Here is an 18,031-nt window from a genome sequence, read left to right as displayed (position 1 = left end):
GTGGGGAATTCAGTTTTTCTGCACCCTAAGATTCTTTTTTGGCCGATCTTTAAACCAGATGTTTCGTTCCTTCTTCCTTTTTATTTTGTTTGTTACGTCAGCTTTTGCCCAATCGTCTTCCGATCGGTTAGCCTTTGCATTTCGTAGCCAAGCCTCACTTGACCCACTTCGGATGATTGTTGTGGGGGAGGTTGTAGGGATTGAAAAAGCCAGTTATTATGAAGTGGATACACTTTCACAGGAACTGGAAGTGGACACAAGACCCGACACTGTAACAATTAAAGTGGGTGACCCGAAAGGAATTCGAGTTGGTCAAACATTGTATTTATTAGAAAAGAACCAAGACCACAAAACATTTCGGGATGGAAACATTGTGGGAATGATCACGGTAAAATCCGTTTACCAAACTACTTTTTTTGGATGGCAGGTTCGCGGAGAAGGATATTTGCGACTTATTGAAGATCGACCTGTAACAGCCGCAAGGTTATTGGATACCACAAAATACGATGAAGCCTTTATGGCTAAAAAGAAAGGCGACCATTATTTTGCCAAAGGGCAAATGGAAGAAGCCCTCAGAATGTACAAACATTCTGTTTCTCTTGACCAAGGATCACCTGATTCTCATTATGCGCTTGGTAAAGCTCATTGGAAAGATGGGGAAGGATATGTCTCGACTGCATTTGAATATTCGATGGCTTGGAAAAATAGAGAACGATTTTCGAATGCTCAAGAAAGGTTGTTATTTCTGATCGATTATTTGCGATTTTTAACTTTCTATTTTAAAGCAGAAGGGAAGGAAAACAAAAAACAATTGGATCTTATGCCACTAGTGGCAAAGGAAGCGCGAAATCTTTATCCTAAGAATTACGAGGTTTGGCTTTATAGTTTTGAAACTTCTTTTTTAAATCTTTTGCATTCGAATATGGCTGATATCGGAGTAGATGGTCGTAAAAAAAGAGATGAGTGGTCGGAACGTTCGGAAGAATATTTACAGAAAGCCTATTCATTAAGAAAATCAGATTATTATCTCCATAAACTGGCTTGTGAATTCTATAATTTAAAATGGAAAGAAACACGTGGTTCTGTCAAAGAAACAGAATATCGAAACAAACTGATAGAACATGGAAAGTTATTGCGCCTTTACTACACTGGAGAAACTACTTTGTCAGAAGACCTTTTGAATGCCATCCGGTTAGCTGAAAAACAATCTGGATCACTCTGATAAAATTTTCATACTCTTTTCAAATAAATAAGATTCTAGATGTAACATATCATCCGGGGCCGAACTGAAATAGTTTACCCCAAGATGATAATGATCCCCTTTATCTAAAAATCGAATGATTTCTCCTCGAATGATCATGGTTCTTTCCTTGTTTAAGGGAATGAACATTTTAATGATATTATGCCTTTTTAAATATTGAAACAAACGTTTATCATAAATTTCGAAGAGGAGTCCATCGAGAGATATGTCAACAACTTTTGTCGTGGATTGCATAGTTTCATAACTACCATGTTGGATGGCAATTTTTGTGAATACATAGCTAATGATTTCAGCCAGTTCAAAAATATAGACTGCTTGGTTATTTGAAATAGTAAATCGTTCCATCGCAGTAGAATGGACTTTGATAAACCCAACGACATCTTCGTACAATCGAATGGGTGTAATCACATAAGAAACATAAAAATTGCGCGATTCGTGTTTGCGCATAGATTCAAAAAAATCCAAGGCGAATTCTTCTCCGAATTCCTTTGCCATTTCTTTATGTTCATTAAAATAATTAAAAAGAACATCATCACCTGGATCATTGATATAAGAAGTAATTCGATTACAATCGGATATATAAATGGTTTTTCCAGTTCTTAGAATGGTTTTTTTAATAAAGTCATCGTATTCGTTTAGTTTTTCGTCAGGTTGGAAAAAATGAATTTCATAATCTTTGGAAATTCGTTCGATAGCCTCAGTTAACATCACATTGATGAGTTTGCTATCAGGTCTATCTTTTCGTACCTCTTTCATTAGGTGAGGGAAGCGACTTTCGGCGTAAAGATTTTTACCTACTTCCCTTGAACCTCCAGTTAAACTTCTAAACAGAATGATAAAGTTCATAAACAAATCATCTACTGGAATTCGTTTGTTAGTTCTGAGTTGGTATGATTGTAACTCGGTCGGAGTTTTAATTATCGTTTTATCTTTTTGGATATCTAGAATAACCACCTCAAACTGGTAGTTAATGTTCATTACTTCAAAACGGACACGGGCTCGTCTGGATCCCTGTTCCACCAAATCTGGAATCATTAAAGTAACCGTATGGGATTCAATTTCTTCTACGGCCGCAACAACGATATCTTCTTCGTAGATAAATTCGAATTCTCTGTTGTCTGCTTTGAGATAATAAAAGAGATGTTTTACGATATTGACATCGGAACCGATGATTGTCTCTTCAAATAACGATTCTAGGATCGTTATAAGTTCCTGCATCGAATCGGATCTTCCAATTGCCATACTAAAATTATCGATTATTGAAAGGCGAAAATCGATTTTCTCACAAGGAAAATGTGCTAGGAAACGACAGAATTCGCCGAAATGGGAAGTATATGGAACTCACTCTCCCTAAACAAGTCAATCCTGAACTTCTTCCCATGATCCGCCAAGGGCTTCTCAGTCCAGAGAAATTAGCCATTTTAACGGAACTCCATTTGATTGTGGAACGATTTGCCGGTTGTTTGTATACGGATGAGGAGGCTCAAAAGAAAATTTTGGAAAGGACAGGATCTTTGCCTGATCTCATCACTTGGGGTGATTATTTCCAAACCGAAGTGGCTTCTCGTTATTTTTTAGAATCGGAAGACTCACTCCGAAGAATTGTTGATACCATTCGTTTTGATCTTATTTCTGCTCATTTGATCTTTAGCGGAAAACCAGACCATTATAAAGATAAAATTAGAGCGGAAGTTTTGGTAAGCAAAGGGATTGATTCTGCGCTTCCCAATGAGAATTTAGAATCCCAACACCTAGAGATTCTACTCAACTACTTTGAAAATATGGAGATTGGGAATAAACCTTTATCTTTACAAGATAAAGCCTGGTACGAATCCTTTCAGATAGATGAAATCGCGATTTGAAACCAAAGAGTATGAATTCCTAGAAATTGAATCCCGTGAAACAGAAGATGGAAAGATAGTTTCCATCTTCCTAAATAATCCCACTTCCCGCAATTCCATGACTTGGAAAATGGGGGAAGAGTTCGCAGACCTTATTCATTCCATTAAAAAAGAAAAAGTCCTTCCTCGGGCAGTGATCATTTCCGGTCGAAACGATGTGTTTTGCGCCGGCGGGGATTTAAATTTATTAAGATCCTTTTCTGAAAAATCGTTCTCGCAAAACAGACGTGATATGAGGAAGTTCTACGGTTTCTTTTTATCCGTTCGCAAACTACCTGTTCCAGTCATTGCCGCTGTGAATGGTCATGCCATTGGAGCTGGTCTTTCATTAACCTTTGGTTGTGACCTAAGAATTTTCGCAGAAGAAGGCAAGTATTCTTTCAATTTTGTAAGACTCGGAATTCATCCAGGTATGGGTTCTAGTTTTTTATCACCGGAGCTTCTTGGAAAAAGTTTGGGGGGAAGACTTTTACTGACTGGAGAAACTTTTGACGGTAAATTTGCAAAGGCTTGTGGGCTTGCTTTAGACAGTGTCCCTAAATCAGAAGTTTATTCTCGTGCTATGGAACTGGCACTTTCCTTGTCGAAGGCTGCACCCCTCGCCTTGCAAGAGTTAAAGTATAATTTATACTCTTGGAAACAGCTCGATTCTGCCCTAAAAAAAGAAGCAGAATCTCAGGCGCGGAACTTTATTTCGGACGACTTTAAAGAGACGATCAAAAGTATCTTAGAAAAACGGGAACCAAAATTTTCCGGTAAATGAAAAATTTAGAAAGTTTCTAAATTAAGACTCGACAAGGTTTTTTCAAGAGGTTACATCAAAACTGAATGGCGGATCTTCCACTCAATCCTGATTGTTTTGTTTGTGATTATAAAAATCACAATGTACTTCATTGTGCTGCGCATGAGACTATTGAAAGAATCAACGCAGGTAAAGACTTCACTGTATTCCCCAGAGGAAAACATCTGATTACTTCTGGAGAAAAAGCAAATGGCTTTTTCTTTATCAAATCAGGCCTTGTCAGAAGTTATGTACAACTTGCTAGTGGAAAGGAACAGACTTTACGTCTCAGTGGACCTGGGGATTGGATTGGTTTTCGAGACTGCATTTCTGATTCGGTATCTCACCACAATGTAGTCGCAGTGGAAGACACCCATGCTTGTTACATCACCGGGGATTTGATCGATGCTCTTGTAAAGGATGATATCAACTTCCAGAAAGAAGTTTTCAAACAGATGGCAAGGGAATGGCAAGAGATGGAAGAACATGTGGTTTCTCTTGGAACCAAACAGGTCCATGAAAAATTAGCAGAAATCTTAATTGTCTTAGACAATGCGCAAGGAAGAAAGAATCATGTAGAACTCAAAGTGACTCGTGACGTTCTTGCCACATTTATTGGAACCAAAACAGAAACTTTGGTGCGGGCACTTTCCGATCTCAAAGCCAGAGAATTCATCTCCGTAGACAAAAACAGGATCGACATCCTGAACAGGGAAGCCCTGTATTCACTCTCAAAAATCGCCTAAATTTTTTCCCTGAGCTATTAAGCCCCCAGTTCGGAATTCCGATGGTAGAAGTGATTGATAATCAAGGTAGGGTCTGTTGCCTGATTTTACCTTAAATCACTCCCGGGGGGACTTTCCGAAAGGATTCCCCCTTTTTTTATTTCCCTTGTTTCTTTCCAAGCCATCTAAATCCTGGAGGTTACATGTCTAGAAATCGAGGCCAGAGTCCTAGTTTATTTGGGAATCCCATCCTTCATCCCCTGAATGTAATTCTCATCATCAATTGTCTTGTTTTTTTTCTCCAATACTTTGCAAATCAACAACTGATTTACCGATTTGGTTTAACACCTGATTTTGTGTTAGGTGGGGCTGTTTGGCAAGTTTTCACTTATGGCTTTTTACATGCAGTAGATTTGATTCCTTTCCACTTACTGGTAAACATGTATGGGATGTATATGTTGGGTTCTAACATCATTCCCATCATTGGGAAAACTAAGTTTACCATTTTATATTTTGCTTCTCAAATTGGTGCGGGAATATTCGTAGTTCTCTCTGCTTATTTGAATGAGATGTTAGGTGGAAATATCCCTTTTTTAGAATCGATGACCACACAAACAATCGGTGCTTCCGGTGCTTTATTTGGATTACTCGCTCTTTTTGGAATTTTTTACCCGAATGCGGAATTACTTTTATTCATTTTTCCGGTAAAAGCAAAAAATGCCGTTTGGGTTTCTCTTGTGATCGGATATTTAATTTCCCAACTGGGAAATGGTGCCATCTCTAATACCTGTCATTTAGGCGGTGCCCTCACTGCCTTACTTCTCTATAAAATTTTTCAAAAAAAGATCAAACCGGGAAGTTTACCGTACATTCCGGGATTAGAATGGGAGCCACCTAGAGAAAACAAAATCCAACAGAAGGCCAAACCAGCTGTCGTTGAAGATCTTTTTCTCGATCAAAAAAAAATCAACGAATCTGTGCTGAAACAGATAGCCTCCCAAAAGGACAAGGATTCGGTAATAAATTATTTACAAGGAATGCAAGTGGCAGGTGCCAATATTTGCCCACCTTCTACGTATAACACCGAGGATCCGATCTGTTTGCGTTGCGAATGGTTGGCAAATTGTGCTCTTCGTAAGGCAAAAGAATAATTTTTCGTCTAATTCCTTGACAGACACCTGAGATGGGGATAATGAAAACATGCCTGTAGAAAAGAAATCCTCTGTGGAAGAGGTTCTCAAACGCGAAAAATTAGCAAAAGAATTCGAAAAAGAAAAACGTAGCTCTGAAAAAAAAGCGATCGAACAAGCAGCCGCTAAATTATCCTCCCAGAGCCAAGAAACACCAGATACAGCCAAAACATCCAAATTCATTACGAATATAGACATCGTTTTTTCACAGGCCAAAACAGACCTTCGTTTCTATTTCTTGAATGATGGGACGTATGCAGACGATTTTAAGAGGATGTTTCTCGAGAACGAATCTCTATTCAAACGTTATGGGATCACGAGCCAAAAGTATTTGGAATACATTCGTGAATCCTTTGACCGTTATAAAAAAATTCATGATATGATGCCGCTAGATCCAATGAAACCGAAACATTTTAAATATGTGGAAGATTCCATTTCTGAGCTTGTGCGGATGTTCAACCAACGTTTTGGAAAATAGGTAGACTCTAGGAACTCCGCCTTCAAAAAAATGGGAATTCCCTAAAAATCTGAGAAGAACTTGATTTTCAGTTGTTTCTCCTTTTAGAGGGACTTCTTTGCAGGAACATTGGAAACGAATTCTTATTTTTACGGTGATTGCTTTACTTTATATTTTCTGGGTGTTTGTTGGGTATGATTTGGCTGGGGTCTTAAGCCTCGCCTCTTAAAGTTCTCCTACATTCTCTCTTGACACCTGGGTTTTCTACCAAACATGCTAGGAATATGGTGGAATCAAGAAAGACATCCGAGACAGACATCCGACTCGACCTCAACGTTCGAGGCACAGGGGTCTATCAGTTTGATACAGAAATCCCTTTTTTCGAGCATATGCTCTCTCATATCTCCAAACATGGTCTGATCGATATGGACCTCAAACTTCGCGGAGATATTGGTATCGATTGCCACCACTCAGTGGAAGACACAGCTATCCTTATGGGACAAATGATCCATACACAGTTAGGTGATAAAAAAGGAATTTTCCGTTATGGTCATTTCACATTGCCAATGGATGAAGTGTTAACTACGGTTGCGGTAGATTTAGGGGGTCGTTTTTATTTTAAATACACTGGACCTCCGATGGATGGGAAATTTGGAATTTATGATGCTGAACTCTCTCTTGAGTTCCTTCAGAAATTTGCTCTTAATGCCAAAATGAATCTACACGTTGTTGTACACTACGGCGAAAACCGCCACCACATTCATGAGTCTATTTTTAAAGCCCTTGGTAAGGCACTAAGACAAGCCATTGCCATCGATACTTTCGCTAAGGATCAAATCCCTTCTACAAAAGGAATGCTTGAGTGATCGCAGTTTTAGATTTTGGAATGGGGAATATCCATTCCCTACTAAAAGCTGTTTCACTTTATTCGAATGATTTCCAATTCACAAGTGATCTAGAAGTGGTAAAAAAAGCAGATAAAATCATTTTGCCTGGTGACGGGCATTTTGATAAAGCGATGCAGAACCTAAATGAAGCTGGATTTTCTTCTGTTCTAAAAGACCATGTTGCCGCAAAAAAACCTTTGTTTGGAATTTGCATCGGTTACCAAGTGTTATTCGAAGACTCGGATGAAACTTCCAAAGCCGGAACAACGATTCCAGGTCTCGGTTTCATTCGAGGGAAAATTCGAAAATTTGAAGGAAAACCAAATTTGAAAGTTCCTCATATGGGTTGGAATAAATTATTCGATATCAAAGCTAAAAATACAAAGCTACTGAAAGGAATTCCAAATGAGTCCTTTATGTATTTTATCCATTCCTACAGACCTGTTGGTGTAGATCGTTTGGATATTACAGCTAACTGTCATTATTACGGGGAATCCTTTCCTGCAGTTGTAGAGAAGGAAACCGTATTTGGAACACAATTCCACCCTGAAAAATCAGATACAACAGGACTTGGAATCCTGAAAAACTTTATAGAACTTTAATATGTTAGTATTACCTGCCATTGATCTTTTAGATAACCAAGCTGTACGTTTACTCCAAGGTGACTATTCTCAAAAGACGGTATATTCTTCTGAACCAGAGAAGATGATCCAAGTATTTGAAGAACAAGGTGCCACGCTCATCCACATCGTTGATTTAAATGCAGCTAAAACTGGAAAGTCAGAAAATGAAAATGCCATTCGAAAAATCAAAGATAACTGTTCCGTAGAGTTAGAGTTAGGTGGCGGAATTCGCTCTTTGGAAAATATGAAGTTTTACGATGGATTAGGAGTGTCCCGGTTTATTTTAGGAACTGTGGCGGTGGAAAATCCATTTATTGTGGAAAAGGCTCTTAACACTTACAGTCCAGATCGCATTGTGATTGGAGTGGATGCAAAAGATGGGTTTGTTCGTACAAAAGGCTGGGAAACTAACTCCGGTATCAAATACATTGATTTTTTAAAAAAAATGTATGATATGGGAGTCAGGCATGTAATTTTTACCGATATCTCGAAAGATGGAATGATGGCAGGGCCCAATACTCAGGTGTATTTAGAGCTCTTATCTCTTTTCCCGGATTTACAACTGGTAGCTTCGGGTGGAGTTTCTTCTATCGATGATTTGGTGAATCTTTATGACGCTTCCCAAGGGAAACTTTTTGGAGCCATTACGGGAAAAGCCATTTATGAAGGAAAATTAGACCTAAAAGAAAGTATCAGGATTCTAAGTAAGAAGAGGAATGAAAATTGATGAATCGTAAGAATTTAGCATTAGCAGGGGTGATTGGTGGAGCCATTGGACTCATCGTCTCTTTCCTATTGGCAATCGAATACTTTGGTATTGGCACTGAAAATGTTGCAAGCTCCGCATGTTCTGCATTAGGTGGCGGGGACTCCTGTTTAAAAGTAGCAGAGAGTTCTTATTCTGCGATTCCTGGAGTTCCTTTTTTAGGGAATGTTCCTATCGCATTACTCGGATTCGGTTTTTACGGATTACTTACTTATTCCTTCTTTTTAGTAACTAGAGCTAAATCGAATGAGGAAGTATCAAACTTTATTTCTCTACTTTTGCCAATTTTGGTATTAGGGTTAGTTTTTGATTTCGTTCTTTTGGGAATCTCTGTGGGGATCATTGGAACCATTTGTCAACTTTGTTTCATCACATACATAGTTACAATAGTGTTACTTGCAATTTTGTTTTTACTTTGGAAAACAGAGGGAAAACCAACACTAAATTTCCCTGTAGCAATCAAAGAAGGTATTACCACTGCAGCACTTGTTTATTTTTTCAGTTTTTCTCTGGGATTTGCGACAAGCAAAATGTGGGTGAGTGGGTCCAATTCGAATACATTGGCCACTTCTAGAGGAATGGATTCTCAAGAAATGCAATCCAAAATTGCCGCTTATTTCCAAGAGCCAACACTTGGAATCAAAGTGGACGGTTATCCTTTTATTGGTAAAAAAGATGCACCTATAACTATTGTTAAGTATGCTGATTATAATTGCGGACACTGTATGCATACAAGCCATATCTTACATACGGTTCTTTCTGAATATGATGGAATGGTTCGAGTTGTATATAAGAACTTTCCGTTAGACGGTACTTGTAACCGCCTCATGCAACAGCCAAGGCCAGGTGCAACCTCTTGTGTTGCTGCGATTGCTGCCATTTGTGCTGATAAACAAGGAAAGTTCGAACCTATGTATCGTGGTTTATATGATAACTTAGAAAAGGGTGTCGCTCATTCCGGATCTAGTGTTGTAAATTTAGCAAATTCCATTGGACTCAATGTCAATTCATTGAAAGCTTGTATGGCTTCTAAAGAGGCACAAAACCAATTGAATGCTGAGATTGATGAGGCAGAAAAGTTGAATATTCAATCAACTCCTTCTCTTTATGTGAACGATAGAAAAATTGAAAGTGGTACTCCAAATCCAATATTTCTAAAATCACTTCTAGAACAAATCATTCAAAAAATGTAGAATAGAATGGCACCTATTTAGACTTAGGTGCCAATATAATAGGTCCTTCTTGTAAAAGGGAAGGATCTCCCACCCGATCCAACTCCCAAGAATTTAAAATATTTGTATCTTTAGTATGCAAAGCAGGTCTTAAACTAAGAATGGATTCCCCTTTTTTGTATAAGGATCTCCTTCCATAGAACCAACCATTCGTTTCTTCTGTATGTGTATTCTTTCCATACAGCCCACCCATTTCAAAACTTTGTTTTAAATCATTGGCCAATTTAGTAAACATCATTGGATCCATTGAAATTCCATGATCAGGACCTTCTAAATTTCGATCCAAAGTAAAGTGTTTTTCAAATACGACGGCACCCAAACCACAGGCCACTGAAGAAGCCAAACTTCCATCCGAATGATCGCTAAAACCCACAACATATTCTGTTGTATCCAAATAAAAGGGAATCGACTGAAGGTTCACTTTATTGAGTGGAGTGGGATACATGGACACACAGTGGAGTAAACAAACCTCTGTTTTCTGTTTTTGAAAAAGTGAAATGGCTCTTGTAACTTCTTCAGGCAAAGCGGCACCTGTAGAAACGATCAATGGTTTTCCCGATTGAATGGATTTGTTTAATAATGGTAAATTAACAATATCACCCGAGGCAATTTTTAATACTGGTACATTTAGTTCACATAACAAATCAACTGCGGAATCACATAGCGGTGTGGAAAAAAAATCAAGTCCAAGATCCAATGCAGTTTTTTGAAGTTCTTTATGTTGCGATTCATTTAATTCGTATTGTTTAAAAATGTCATATAGAAATTTTACATCAGGGTTTGTCGAATCAATGAACTCTTCCGTTCGGTAGGTTTGGAACTTGACCGCGTGTGCTCCAGATTCTTTTGCTTTGGCTATGGTTCTTTTGCCAATTTCTAAATTTGCATTGTGGTTTAGCCCAATTTCGGCAACTAAATACGGTTCCGATTTTCTTGTTAAAGTTTTTGATCCAATTTTAAAATCCAAGTGTTCCCTTCTTTAGATCATTGTCGGCAAATTAAGAAAATCCTAAAATCTTTCCTAATTGGAAAATAAGAAAGGATGAACAAATCGCAAGAGTTGTCATATATAAAAATTGTACAACTGGCCAAAATAAAGTTCCTGTTTCTTTTTTTGTCACGGCCAGAGTAGACATACATTGGCTGGCAAAGGCAAAAAACACAAGTAAAGACAGTCCTGAGAGCGGCGTCCAAACCGGTGATCCATCTTCCCTTTTTTCTGTGCGAAGCATAGATCGAAGCGATTCGCCTTCTTCGTTTTCTTCGGAACCATATAGCACAGCTAAGGTGGAAACCATAACCTCTCTTGCTGCAAAAGAAGTTAAAATGGAAATACCAATTTTCCAATCGAAACCAAGTGGTTTAATAGCGGGTTCCATCACTTTTCCGATAGTTCCAATATAAGAATTTTCTATTGGGCTTGTTTTCCATTCGTTATTTTTGTAATCAGCCGGGAAGTGACTTAAAAACCAGAGCAAAACGGATATATATAAAATGATCTGGCCTGCAGTAGACAAAAATGATTTTACCTTTGCAAAGACTGTATGAAACAAACTTCTTGCAGAGGGGAGATTGTATCTGGGAAGTTCCATAACAAAATAGGAAGCATCTTCTTTAAACACTGTTTTGCGAAAGAGAAGTGCAAAACCCAAACTTGCGATCATACCAAGCGAAAACATAGAAAAAAGAACAAAACCTTGGATATTAAATATCCCAAATACAGGGGGAAAACTAAAAACTGTTCCTACAATTAAAATATAAACAGGGTATCTAGCCGAACACATAATTAGAGGTGATACCATAATCGTTGTAAAGCGATCCGATTTGTTTTCTATGGTTCTTGTCCCAAGGATAGCGGGAACGGCACAAGCTGCCGAAGAGAGTAAGGGAATAAAAGACTTCCCTGATAATCCGAATTTACCCATAACTCGATCCATTAAAAAACTTGCCCGTGCCAAATATCCAGACTCTTCTAAAATCCCAATGAAGAGGAATAATAGGGCAATCTGTGGAATAAATACAATCACACTTCCTACTCCACCAATGATTCCTTCACAAATTAAGGATTTTAAAAGTCCGTCGCTTAATAAACTTTCAACAAACGATTGTAAGCTTGTTATACCTGATTCAATTAAATCCATCGGTAGCTCTGCAAAACTAAACAAACTTTGAAAAAGAAGTCCCATTAAAAGGAAAAAACAGACAAATCCAAGAATCGGATGTAATAAGAGGCGATCCAATTTTTCTTCCCAACTTCCTGGAATGGACTTCGGATAGGTGATTACATTTGCCAAAACCTTTTTGATAAAGAAAGAACGATGGATCATCTCTTCTTGGTAATAAAAGTTATATCCTTTGCCTTCTATAGCAGACTTTAGCCAATTCCCTGTTTCTTCAGGAAATTTTGTAAAATAACGTTTGTCATTTAAGTGTGGATCTTTATTGATAAATTTTAAAGATTGAGATAAAAAGAACTCTGCTTCGTTTGTATTAATGCCTAACTTTTGTTTTGCTTCTGCTAAAAACGATTCTTCTTTTGAATCCCAATTCCATAATCTTGGGCGTTTCTGAAAGCTATCTTGTTTTTTTAGAATCTCTTTTAAGTGATCAATACCTTCTCCAGACTTTGCATTGACCAAAATGAATTGAAGCCCGATGGATTTTTCTAGTTTTTCTAAATCCAATTGAATTCTTTTTTTCTCGAGCACATCTTTCATGGTTAGAACCACAAGTGTTGGAACACCCATATCAATAATTTGTAATAAAAACTGAAGGCCGCGTTCTAAATTCAGTGCATCCAAAACATATATAACTTGTTCGTCCGGTGTTCTTGAAAGTAGTATTTCATAAGCAATTTTTTTATCCTCTGCCACCCCTCCAAGACCGTATGTACCCGGTAAGTCGGTGATAGTCCAGTCAACATTATCTAAATTTAGAGTTCCTTCTCTTTTTTCAACGGTGACTCCGCTGAAGTTTCCCGTTTTTTGTTTGAGGCCGGTAAGCTGATTGAATAACGTTGACTTCCCGCAGTTGGGGTTTCCGACTAAATAAATTCGATTTTGTTTCATGTTGATTTTAATTTTATCTCTATGGCTTTTCCGTCGTTGATTCGTAGGGCAATTGTGCTGCCGTTAAGATCACAAATCATTTTTCCAAGCAAAGATGATTTATCTTTGAGTGTGATTTCGGCCCCAGGGAAAAAGCCTAGTTCTAATAACTCGGTTAACATTGGTTTTGGAAGTTGTCTTGAATCTAAAGAAACAATCGCTGCAGTTTCTCCAATTTTTAAATCTTGTATTGTCATTGTCTTAAGTTTATGAGATGGCAAATTTTTGTGTGTCCCGGAATAAATTGATTTCTGGTGCAATCGACTTCACGTATCTGTCAAAATATAACATTTGTTTCATGAGAAGTGCAAATTCCCTTGGTATTTTTAATCCATTTTTTTCGGCAATTTCCTTCATCTCGTACATAATCCGATTCACCTTGGATTCGTCAAATATCTCATTGTCGGTTAAATGTACGTATACTGATTCTAATTCATTAAAAACTGAATCTAATTCCTTTGCAAGAACGGCAGGATTGACTCCGCTATCAGTTGAATCCATTTCTACCAATCCCTTAGCAACTAATGTAGGTTCGCCGATTCCGATGCCTTGAGTAAACAACATAAGTCCTTTCCAAATTTTAGGAGAAATTCGCCCCACAATTCCAAAATCGATAAATCCAATGGTCCCATCTTTTAGAATCATTAAATTTCCGGCATGTACATCAGCATGAAAAAAACCTTGGTTGGAAAGAGATGAAAACCAAATTTCTAAAGCATCACTTAAAACTTTTCTAGGATTATTCGTGTATTTTCGAAGGCCGACTTCATCTGTAATAGGAACTCCATAAAATCTTTCCATAGTTAAAACTTTTTTAGTGGAAAGTGTATGGTAAACTCTAGGAACTCTTGCTCTGGATTCTTTCACACGCAAAAGATAATTTTCAAACTCTTCAATGTTTTTTGCTTCTTGGATAAAATCTATTTCTTGTAAGATTGAAGTTTGAAATTCTTCAAACATTGCAGTAAGACCTGACTTTTTAAATTCGGGTGCAATGAATTCTAAGATTTTAGTAAGGATACCTAAAATCTGCATATCCGTCTTTAATGTTAGATGGACATCGGGCCTTTGCACCTTTACAACTACGTCCAAACCTTCTTTTGTGACCGCCGCGTGGACTTGTGCAATGGAGGCGGAGGCAAGAGGGGATTCATCGAAGGAATGGAATAAGGTTTCTAGTTTCCCACCCAATTCACGTTCTACGGAAGATCGAATGTCCCGAAAAGCTACCGGTCGCACGGAGTCCAGACATGCCTGCATTTCTTCTACATATTCTTTGGGAAAGAGGGAGGGCGCACTTGCGATAAATTGGCCCAGTTTGATATAAGTGGCTCCCAAATTTGAAAATGCTTCTCGGAGGGCGATGGCTATTTCTCTATGATTGGGGTTTCCCTTGGTGAGCTGGGCCAGAATCCCTAACGCCTTAGAAGTGAATACAAAACTGGAGTGGGCGACCCGTAGGCTCGATTGCCAGCCGAAAGAAACGATTTCAGAAAGGGAATCCATACGTCCTAGTTTGAGACCTAAATCGGGATTGGAAACGAGAAAATCCCCTTCGATCCTGTAAGTGAAATAGAGTTGCAGGATTAGGTCTCAATCAAAAACTTATCAAATCGCAACCATGAGCCAAGAAACTGTCCTGTACCAAGAGTTAGAGAAACTCGATCTCAACGAGATCAAAAAAATCGCAAGCCTTTGGAACATCCAAAAGATCCCAGGAAAGGACAAAAAATCGACCATTTTGGGTCTCATGGAGATTTTCCAGAATGAATTTTACCTAAAAGGGGTTCTGGAAAAGTTCACACCCCTCCAAGTCAACATATTGACTTCCATTTTAAAGAACAAAGGGGTTATGACACTCGGAGAAATTTCGAGAAAGGTTAACATTCCACCGATCAACGTGGAAATGGAACTGAACGTCCTTCGAAAGTATTATCTTTTATACCAACGAAAAAACCGCGAACGTCTTACTAACAATTTAGATAAATACCATACGTATGATGAATATTTAAAACTCATCAAAGTCGAAACAAACCCTAAGGGTGAAAAGTTTAAATTTTCGATTGAGAAGGCCTTACATAAAGCCACAATTGCTGAGCTTCCAGAAGAATGGAAGGAAGCTGTTGGTGCGAAAAAAGGCGAACACATTGAAACATTCTTAAAGAATGCTCTAGAGCAAGAGTTTCTTCAAAAGCTAATTGATGGTCTTTCTGATTTTGATAAAGATGTTCTTCATCAAATTTACATTCATGGTGGTGTCATTGAAGCAGATACCATTCGTAACTACATCACTGTCAACCGTGGTAAATTTGAACAAACCATTCCGCATTTAACCTCTCTTTATTTAGTTCGCGATTTATACTATGTAGAGGACAAATTCATTCGGGTGATCGTGATCCCGAAAGAAATTTTAGATCATTTGCAATTTTCTCCTATTTTGCCTCCGGTAAAAAAGGGAACAAGAGTACGTCAGGAAAAAATTTCTGCCAATGGTCTCGATTTTTTTCTCAATGTAAAGAAACTCATTTCGTATATTTCACGAAAAGGTTTGAACCTTGCAAAATCAGGGAAAATCAAACAGGCAGATCACAAAAGAACAGAAACTGAGCTTCTATCTCCTGATATAGAAATTTTTCCTGAAAAAAGCCAGGTTTATCAAATTGAACTAATCCTTCCGATCCTAAAACTCTTAGGATACGTAGATATCAAAGGTGAGAATGTCATTCTCATTCAAGAGACTGATGAATTCTTAAAAAAAGATATCTTTGAAATCATGAAACTCGTGATTCATGAAGTCAATGAAGCAAGGACTCGCCGTCTCAATCCTGCCGAAGTATTTACTGCCACCGAAGTTCCGTTCTACGAAAAAGGAATTTTAGATAAAACTGTAAAACTCATTATGGCACATGGAAAAATCAACACATCCGTGATATTTTCCCATATCATCCGAGATCATTTGGTTTTTTCACCAACCTTTCAGATTAAAACTTATGAAGAAGATTTAGCTGACTTACGTAAAGAAATCATCTCTGCTATTTTTTACTTACAACTCTTTGGTCTCATTGAAGTGGAATATCCACAGCGAAACTTGAGCCTTTCTGAACTTGGCGCCCATTATTTCAACCATGAACCTTTAGTTACTGTAACTGAAAAGGGTGGAATTACCATCAACCCAGACTTTTCAATCATTGCTTTTCCTGATAGAGTTTCTCTACATGGAATTCATTTATTAAAAGCTTTTTGTGAGTTAAAAGATTACGATAGGGTTTATACTTTTTTACTAACCAAAGACAGTTTCCAACTGGGAATTTTACTTGGTTACGACAAAGAAACATTTGTTCATTTTTTAAGAGAATCTTCGAAGGCAGATCTTGCACAAAACTTACTCTTTTTATTAGATGATTGGGGTAACAATTTACCAATTGTGACCATTACGGAAGATTCGGTTCTCCTAAGAACCAAAGACTCGCAGGTGATGGAGCTCCTCCTTGGTCAAATTAAAGGGAAGAAGTTTGTTTTGGAAGAAGTGAGCCCGACAGGGATCATTATCGAAAAATCAAAGGTCATGGAAGTCATTGCCATCGCAGAAAAATTGAATATGATCATTCGATTGAATCGGTAATTGCCGCTTACCTAGATTCAATAAAAAAAGACCAACTATTGTTGGTCTTTTTTTATGTACGCAGAGGTCTTGTGGGTATTTGGTCCCGAGGTATGTCTTATTTTTTTTCGCCTGCCGTGAGTTCTGGGTCAGTGACTTTAATTTTGTTTTTAAAATCCCATTTGCGAAAAGGAGAAACCGCATCCAAACGTTCTTGGGTGACGAAGAACAATCTTTCTCCGTATTTAACAAGTCCACCTTTATAATAAGCATATTTCGTTTTGTGGTCCACAGTTCCCACTTCTACGACCTTATTCCAATCTTCGCAGGTCTTTAAAGAAGGTACCTTTCTGAGATACAATTCCTTAATTGAATTTTCTTTCACCGCATCGCGAAGTATTTTTTCCCATTCCATATTCGAATAGCCTTTCTTTCCTTACCTAAATTTCAATTTCATTTTTCATTTTATTGGTGAGTATATGACGGGGACTACGGAAAAAAACAAAAAATATTAGAAAAACGGCCAAGATCCGCCAAGGACTTGGACCGAATTGGATATAAGGTGTTTTTCTTTCCTTGGAGACTAACGGTAAATCCAAATATCCGATTGCTTTTTGGAATGTTTGTAAATCACCCATCATCTCCCTTCCCCATAAATCATAGGCAGTCGTTAGCCCTGTGACCGCAACTCTGACAACTGGTCTTCCTTGTTCAATGGACCTAAGCCTACCAGCACCTGCATGTTGCATTGTCTCTGTTTGACTTTCAAACCAAGAATCATTCGTAAGATTTAGGATGAATTCAGACGGGGAATGTTTTATCATTTTACGAACTAATTCTGGGTATAAGATTTCATAACAGATGAGCGGACTAAATGTAACCATTTCGCCCGATTTGGTTTGGAACTTGACTGCTTCTGTTAGGTTCCCTGGAATATGTTGACTCGTTTCGGGGAATACGGTCCTAAGCCAAGGAAAGTGTTTTTCTCCCGGTAAATATTCTCCAAAAGGCAATAAGATCTGTTTATATCTTCTTTCTGAAGTGAAAGATATGGGTTGAAGGAGAGTTAAAGAGTTTCTTGATCCACCATCCCAAACCAATTCATTAAACACTAGGGGAGCATTACTTAGTTTTACAAGATTTTGTGTAATATCCACAAAACTTTGGCTATAGGTGGAATTAGGACCATTCGTATTGAGAGTTCCAAGAAATGGAACAGAAGATTCTGGTAAAACCAGTAAATCAATTGGCTTCGGTGAATAACGAATTGTTTCCAAACCTATATCGTAAACCGATTGGATTGTGTTTGTCATCCAATCTTGATTTTCTTGCACTTCACGCTTCGCATATTTTGTGTTTGGTTGGATTAAGGCGAGATGGGTAATTTTCCCTTGTGGAATAGTTTCTGCAAGAAAGTATAAGTTAATTGAGAAAAAACAAAAAATAGGTAAAAGATACAAAAGATAAATCCTAATCTCTCGTGATTGTTTTAAAAACATT

At 37.9% G+C, this 18,031-nt stretch carries 18 protein-coding genes; 11 read left to right on the top strand and 7 right to left on the bottom strand.

All coding sequences use genetic code 11. The annotated features are described in order from the left end of the window. The first annotated feature begins 58 nt into the window (after positions 1-58). Positions 59-1,222 (top strand): tetratricopeptide repeat protein, encoded by a 1,164-nt coding sequence (locus ND811_RS16015; RefSeq protein WP_265353094.1) that lies wholly within the window; start codon positions 59-61, stop codon positions 1,220-1,222. On the opposite strand, the gene ND811_RS16010 is transcribed toward ND811_RS16015, so the two are convergent. After that, entirely contained in the window at positions 1,214-2,503 is a 1,290-nt protein-coding gene (locus ND811_RS16010; protein WP_265353095.1) for a PilZ domain-containing protein, read from the bottom strand. The genes ND811_RS16015 and ND811_RS16010 overlap by 9 nt on opposite strands. A gap of 92 nt (positions 2,504-2,595) precedes the next feature. On the opposite strand from ND811_RS16010, the gene ND811_RS16005 reads away from it, so the two are divergent. The 9 genes from ND811_RS16005 to ND811_RS15965 all read left to right on the top strand — a co-directional run bounded on the left by ND811_RS16005 (position 2,596) and on the right by ND811_RS15965 (position 9,784). After that, positions 2,596-3,123, top strand: a complete 528-nt coding sequence (locus ND811_RS16005; RefSeq protein WP_265353096.1) for a hypothetical protein — start codon at positions 2,596-2,598, stop codon at positions 3,121-3,123. Next, positions 3,107-3,925: an enoyl-CoA hydratase/isomerase family protein gene (locus ND811_RS16000; RefSeq protein WP_265353097.1), complete on the top strand. Its 819-nt coding sequence runs from the start codon at positions 3,107-3,109 to the stop codon at positions 3,923-3,925. The genes ND811_RS16005 and ND811_RS16000 overlap by 17 nt, the downstream gene beginning before the upstream one ends. Before the next feature lie 65 nt (positions 3,926-3,990). Further along, positions 3,991-4,689 carry a Crp/Fnr family transcriptional regulator gene (locus ND811_RS15995; RefSeq protein ID WP_265353098.1) on the top strand — a complete coding sequence of 233 codons (699 nt, stop codon included), beginning with the start codon at positions 3,991-3,993 and terminating at the stop codon, positions 4,687-4,689. Between the two features lie 182 nt (positions 4,690-4,871). Next, positions 4,872-5,819 carry a rhomboid family intramembrane serine protease gene (locus tag ND811_RS15990; protein ID WP_265353099.1) on the top strand — a complete coding sequence of 316 codons (948 nt, stop codon included), beginning with the start codon at positions 4,872-4,874 and terminating at the stop codon, positions 5,817-5,819. 49 nt (positions 5,820-5,868) lie between these two features. Beyond that, on the top strand, positions 5,869-6,336 hold the full coding sequence (locus ND811_RS15985) for an LIC11177 family protein (RefSeq protein WP_265353100.1): 468 nt from the start codon (positions 5,869-5,871) through the stop codon (positions 6,334-6,336). A gap of 263 nt (positions 6,337-6,599) precedes the next feature. Further along, complete coding sequence (hisB, locus tag ND811_RS15980; protein ID WP_265353101.1) at positions 6,600-7,181, top strand: imidazoleglycerol-phosphate dehydratase HisB; 582 nt, start codon at positions 6,600-6,602, stop codon at positions 7,179-7,181. After that, a complete protein-coding gene (gene hisH, locus ND811_RS15975) occupies positions 7,178-7,804 on the top strand; it encodes an imidazole glycerol phosphate synthase subunit HisH (protein WP_265353102.1) in 627 nt (208 codons plus the stop codon). The genes hisB and hisH overlap by 4 nt, the downstream gene beginning before the upstream one ends. Before the next feature lies 1 nt (position 7,805). Continuing rightward, a complete protein-coding gene (gene hisA / locus ND811_RS15970) occupies positions 7,806-8,552 on the top strand; it encodes a 1-(5-phosphoribosyl)-5-[(5-phosphoribosylamino)methylideneamino]imidazole-4-carboxamide isomerase (RefSeq protein WP_265353103.1) in 747 nt (248 codons plus the stop codon). Continuing rightward, on the top strand, positions 8,552-9,784 hold the full coding sequence (locus ND811_RS15965; protein WP_265353104.1) for a vitamin K epoxide reductase/DsbA family protein: 1,233 nt from the start codon (positions 8,552-8,554) through the stop codon (positions 9,782-9,784). Before hisA ends, ND811_RS15965 begins: the two co-directional genes overlap by 1 nt. Positions 9,785-9,797: 13 nt before the next feature. Here ND811_RS15965 and ND811_RS15960 read toward each other — a convergent pair whose 3' ends face one another. The 4 genes from ND811_RS15960 to ND811_RS15945 are packed head-to-tail and all read right to left on the bottom strand — an operon-like array spanning position 9,798 to position 14,436. Then, complete coding sequence (locus ND811_RS15960) at positions 9,798-10,790, bottom strand: N-acetylneuraminate synthase family protein (protein WP_265353105.1); 993 nt, start codon at positions 10,788-10,790, stop codon at positions 9,798-9,800. Positions 10,791-10,821: 31 nt separating this feature from the next. After that, the gene (gene feoB, locus ND811_RS15955) at positions 10,822-12,891 is read right to left on the bottom strand and encodes a ferrous iron transport protein B (RefSeq protein ID WP_265353106.1); all 2,070 of its coding nucleotides are present in this window, start codon (positions 12,889-12,891) and stop codon (positions 10,822-10,824) included. After that, entirely contained in the window at positions 12,888-13,127 is a 240-nt protein-coding gene (locus ND811_RS15950; protein ID WP_265353107.1) for a FeoA family protein, read from the bottom strand. The genes feoB and ND811_RS15950 overlap by 4 nt, the downstream gene beginning before the upstream one ends. Before the next feature lie 10 nt (positions 13,128-13,137). After that, complete coding sequence (locus ND811_RS15945; protein WP_265353108.1) at positions 13,138-14,436, bottom strand: ABC1 kinase family protein; 1,299 nt, start codon at positions 14,434-14,436, stop codon at positions 13,138-13,140. A gap of 115 nt (positions 14,437-14,551) precedes the next feature. On the opposite strand from ND811_RS15945, the gene ND811_RS15940 reads away from it, so the two are divergent. Continuing rightward, a complete protein-coding gene (locus ND811_RS15940; protein ID WP_265353109.1) occupies positions 14,552-16,552 on the top strand; it encodes a helicase in 2,001 nt (666 codons plus the stop codon). Positions 16,553-16,649: 97 nt separating this feature from the next. Here the strand turns inward: ND811_RS15940 and ND811_RS15935 are convergent, their stop codons facing one another. Together ND811_RS15935 and lnt are read right to left on the bottom strand one after the other, a co-directional pair. Beyond that, positions 16,650-16,946 carry a hypothetical protein gene (locus tag ND811_RS15935; RefSeq protein ID WP_265353110.1) on the bottom strand — a complete coding sequence of 99 codons (297 nt, stop codon included), beginning with the start codon at positions 16,944-16,946 and terminating at the stop codon, positions 16,650-16,652. A 25-nt stretch (positions 16,947-16,971) separates the two neighbouring features. Beyond that, positions 16,972-18,031, bottom strand: a 1,060-nt coding sequence (gene lnt, locus ND811_RS15930; RefSeq protein ID WP_265365537.1) for an apolipoprotein N-acyltransferase, incomplete at its 5' end; no start/stop codon positions are given.

It is taken from the genome of Leptospira soteropolitanensis (genome assembly GCF_026151655.1).
Taxonomy (GTDB): domain Bacteria; phylum Spirochaetota; class Leptospiria; order Leptospirales; family Leptospiraceae; genus Leptospira_A; species Leptospira_A soteropolitanensis.
Note: the sequence above shows the minus strand (reverse complement) of the source record. Positions and strands in the feature narration are given on the sequence as shown.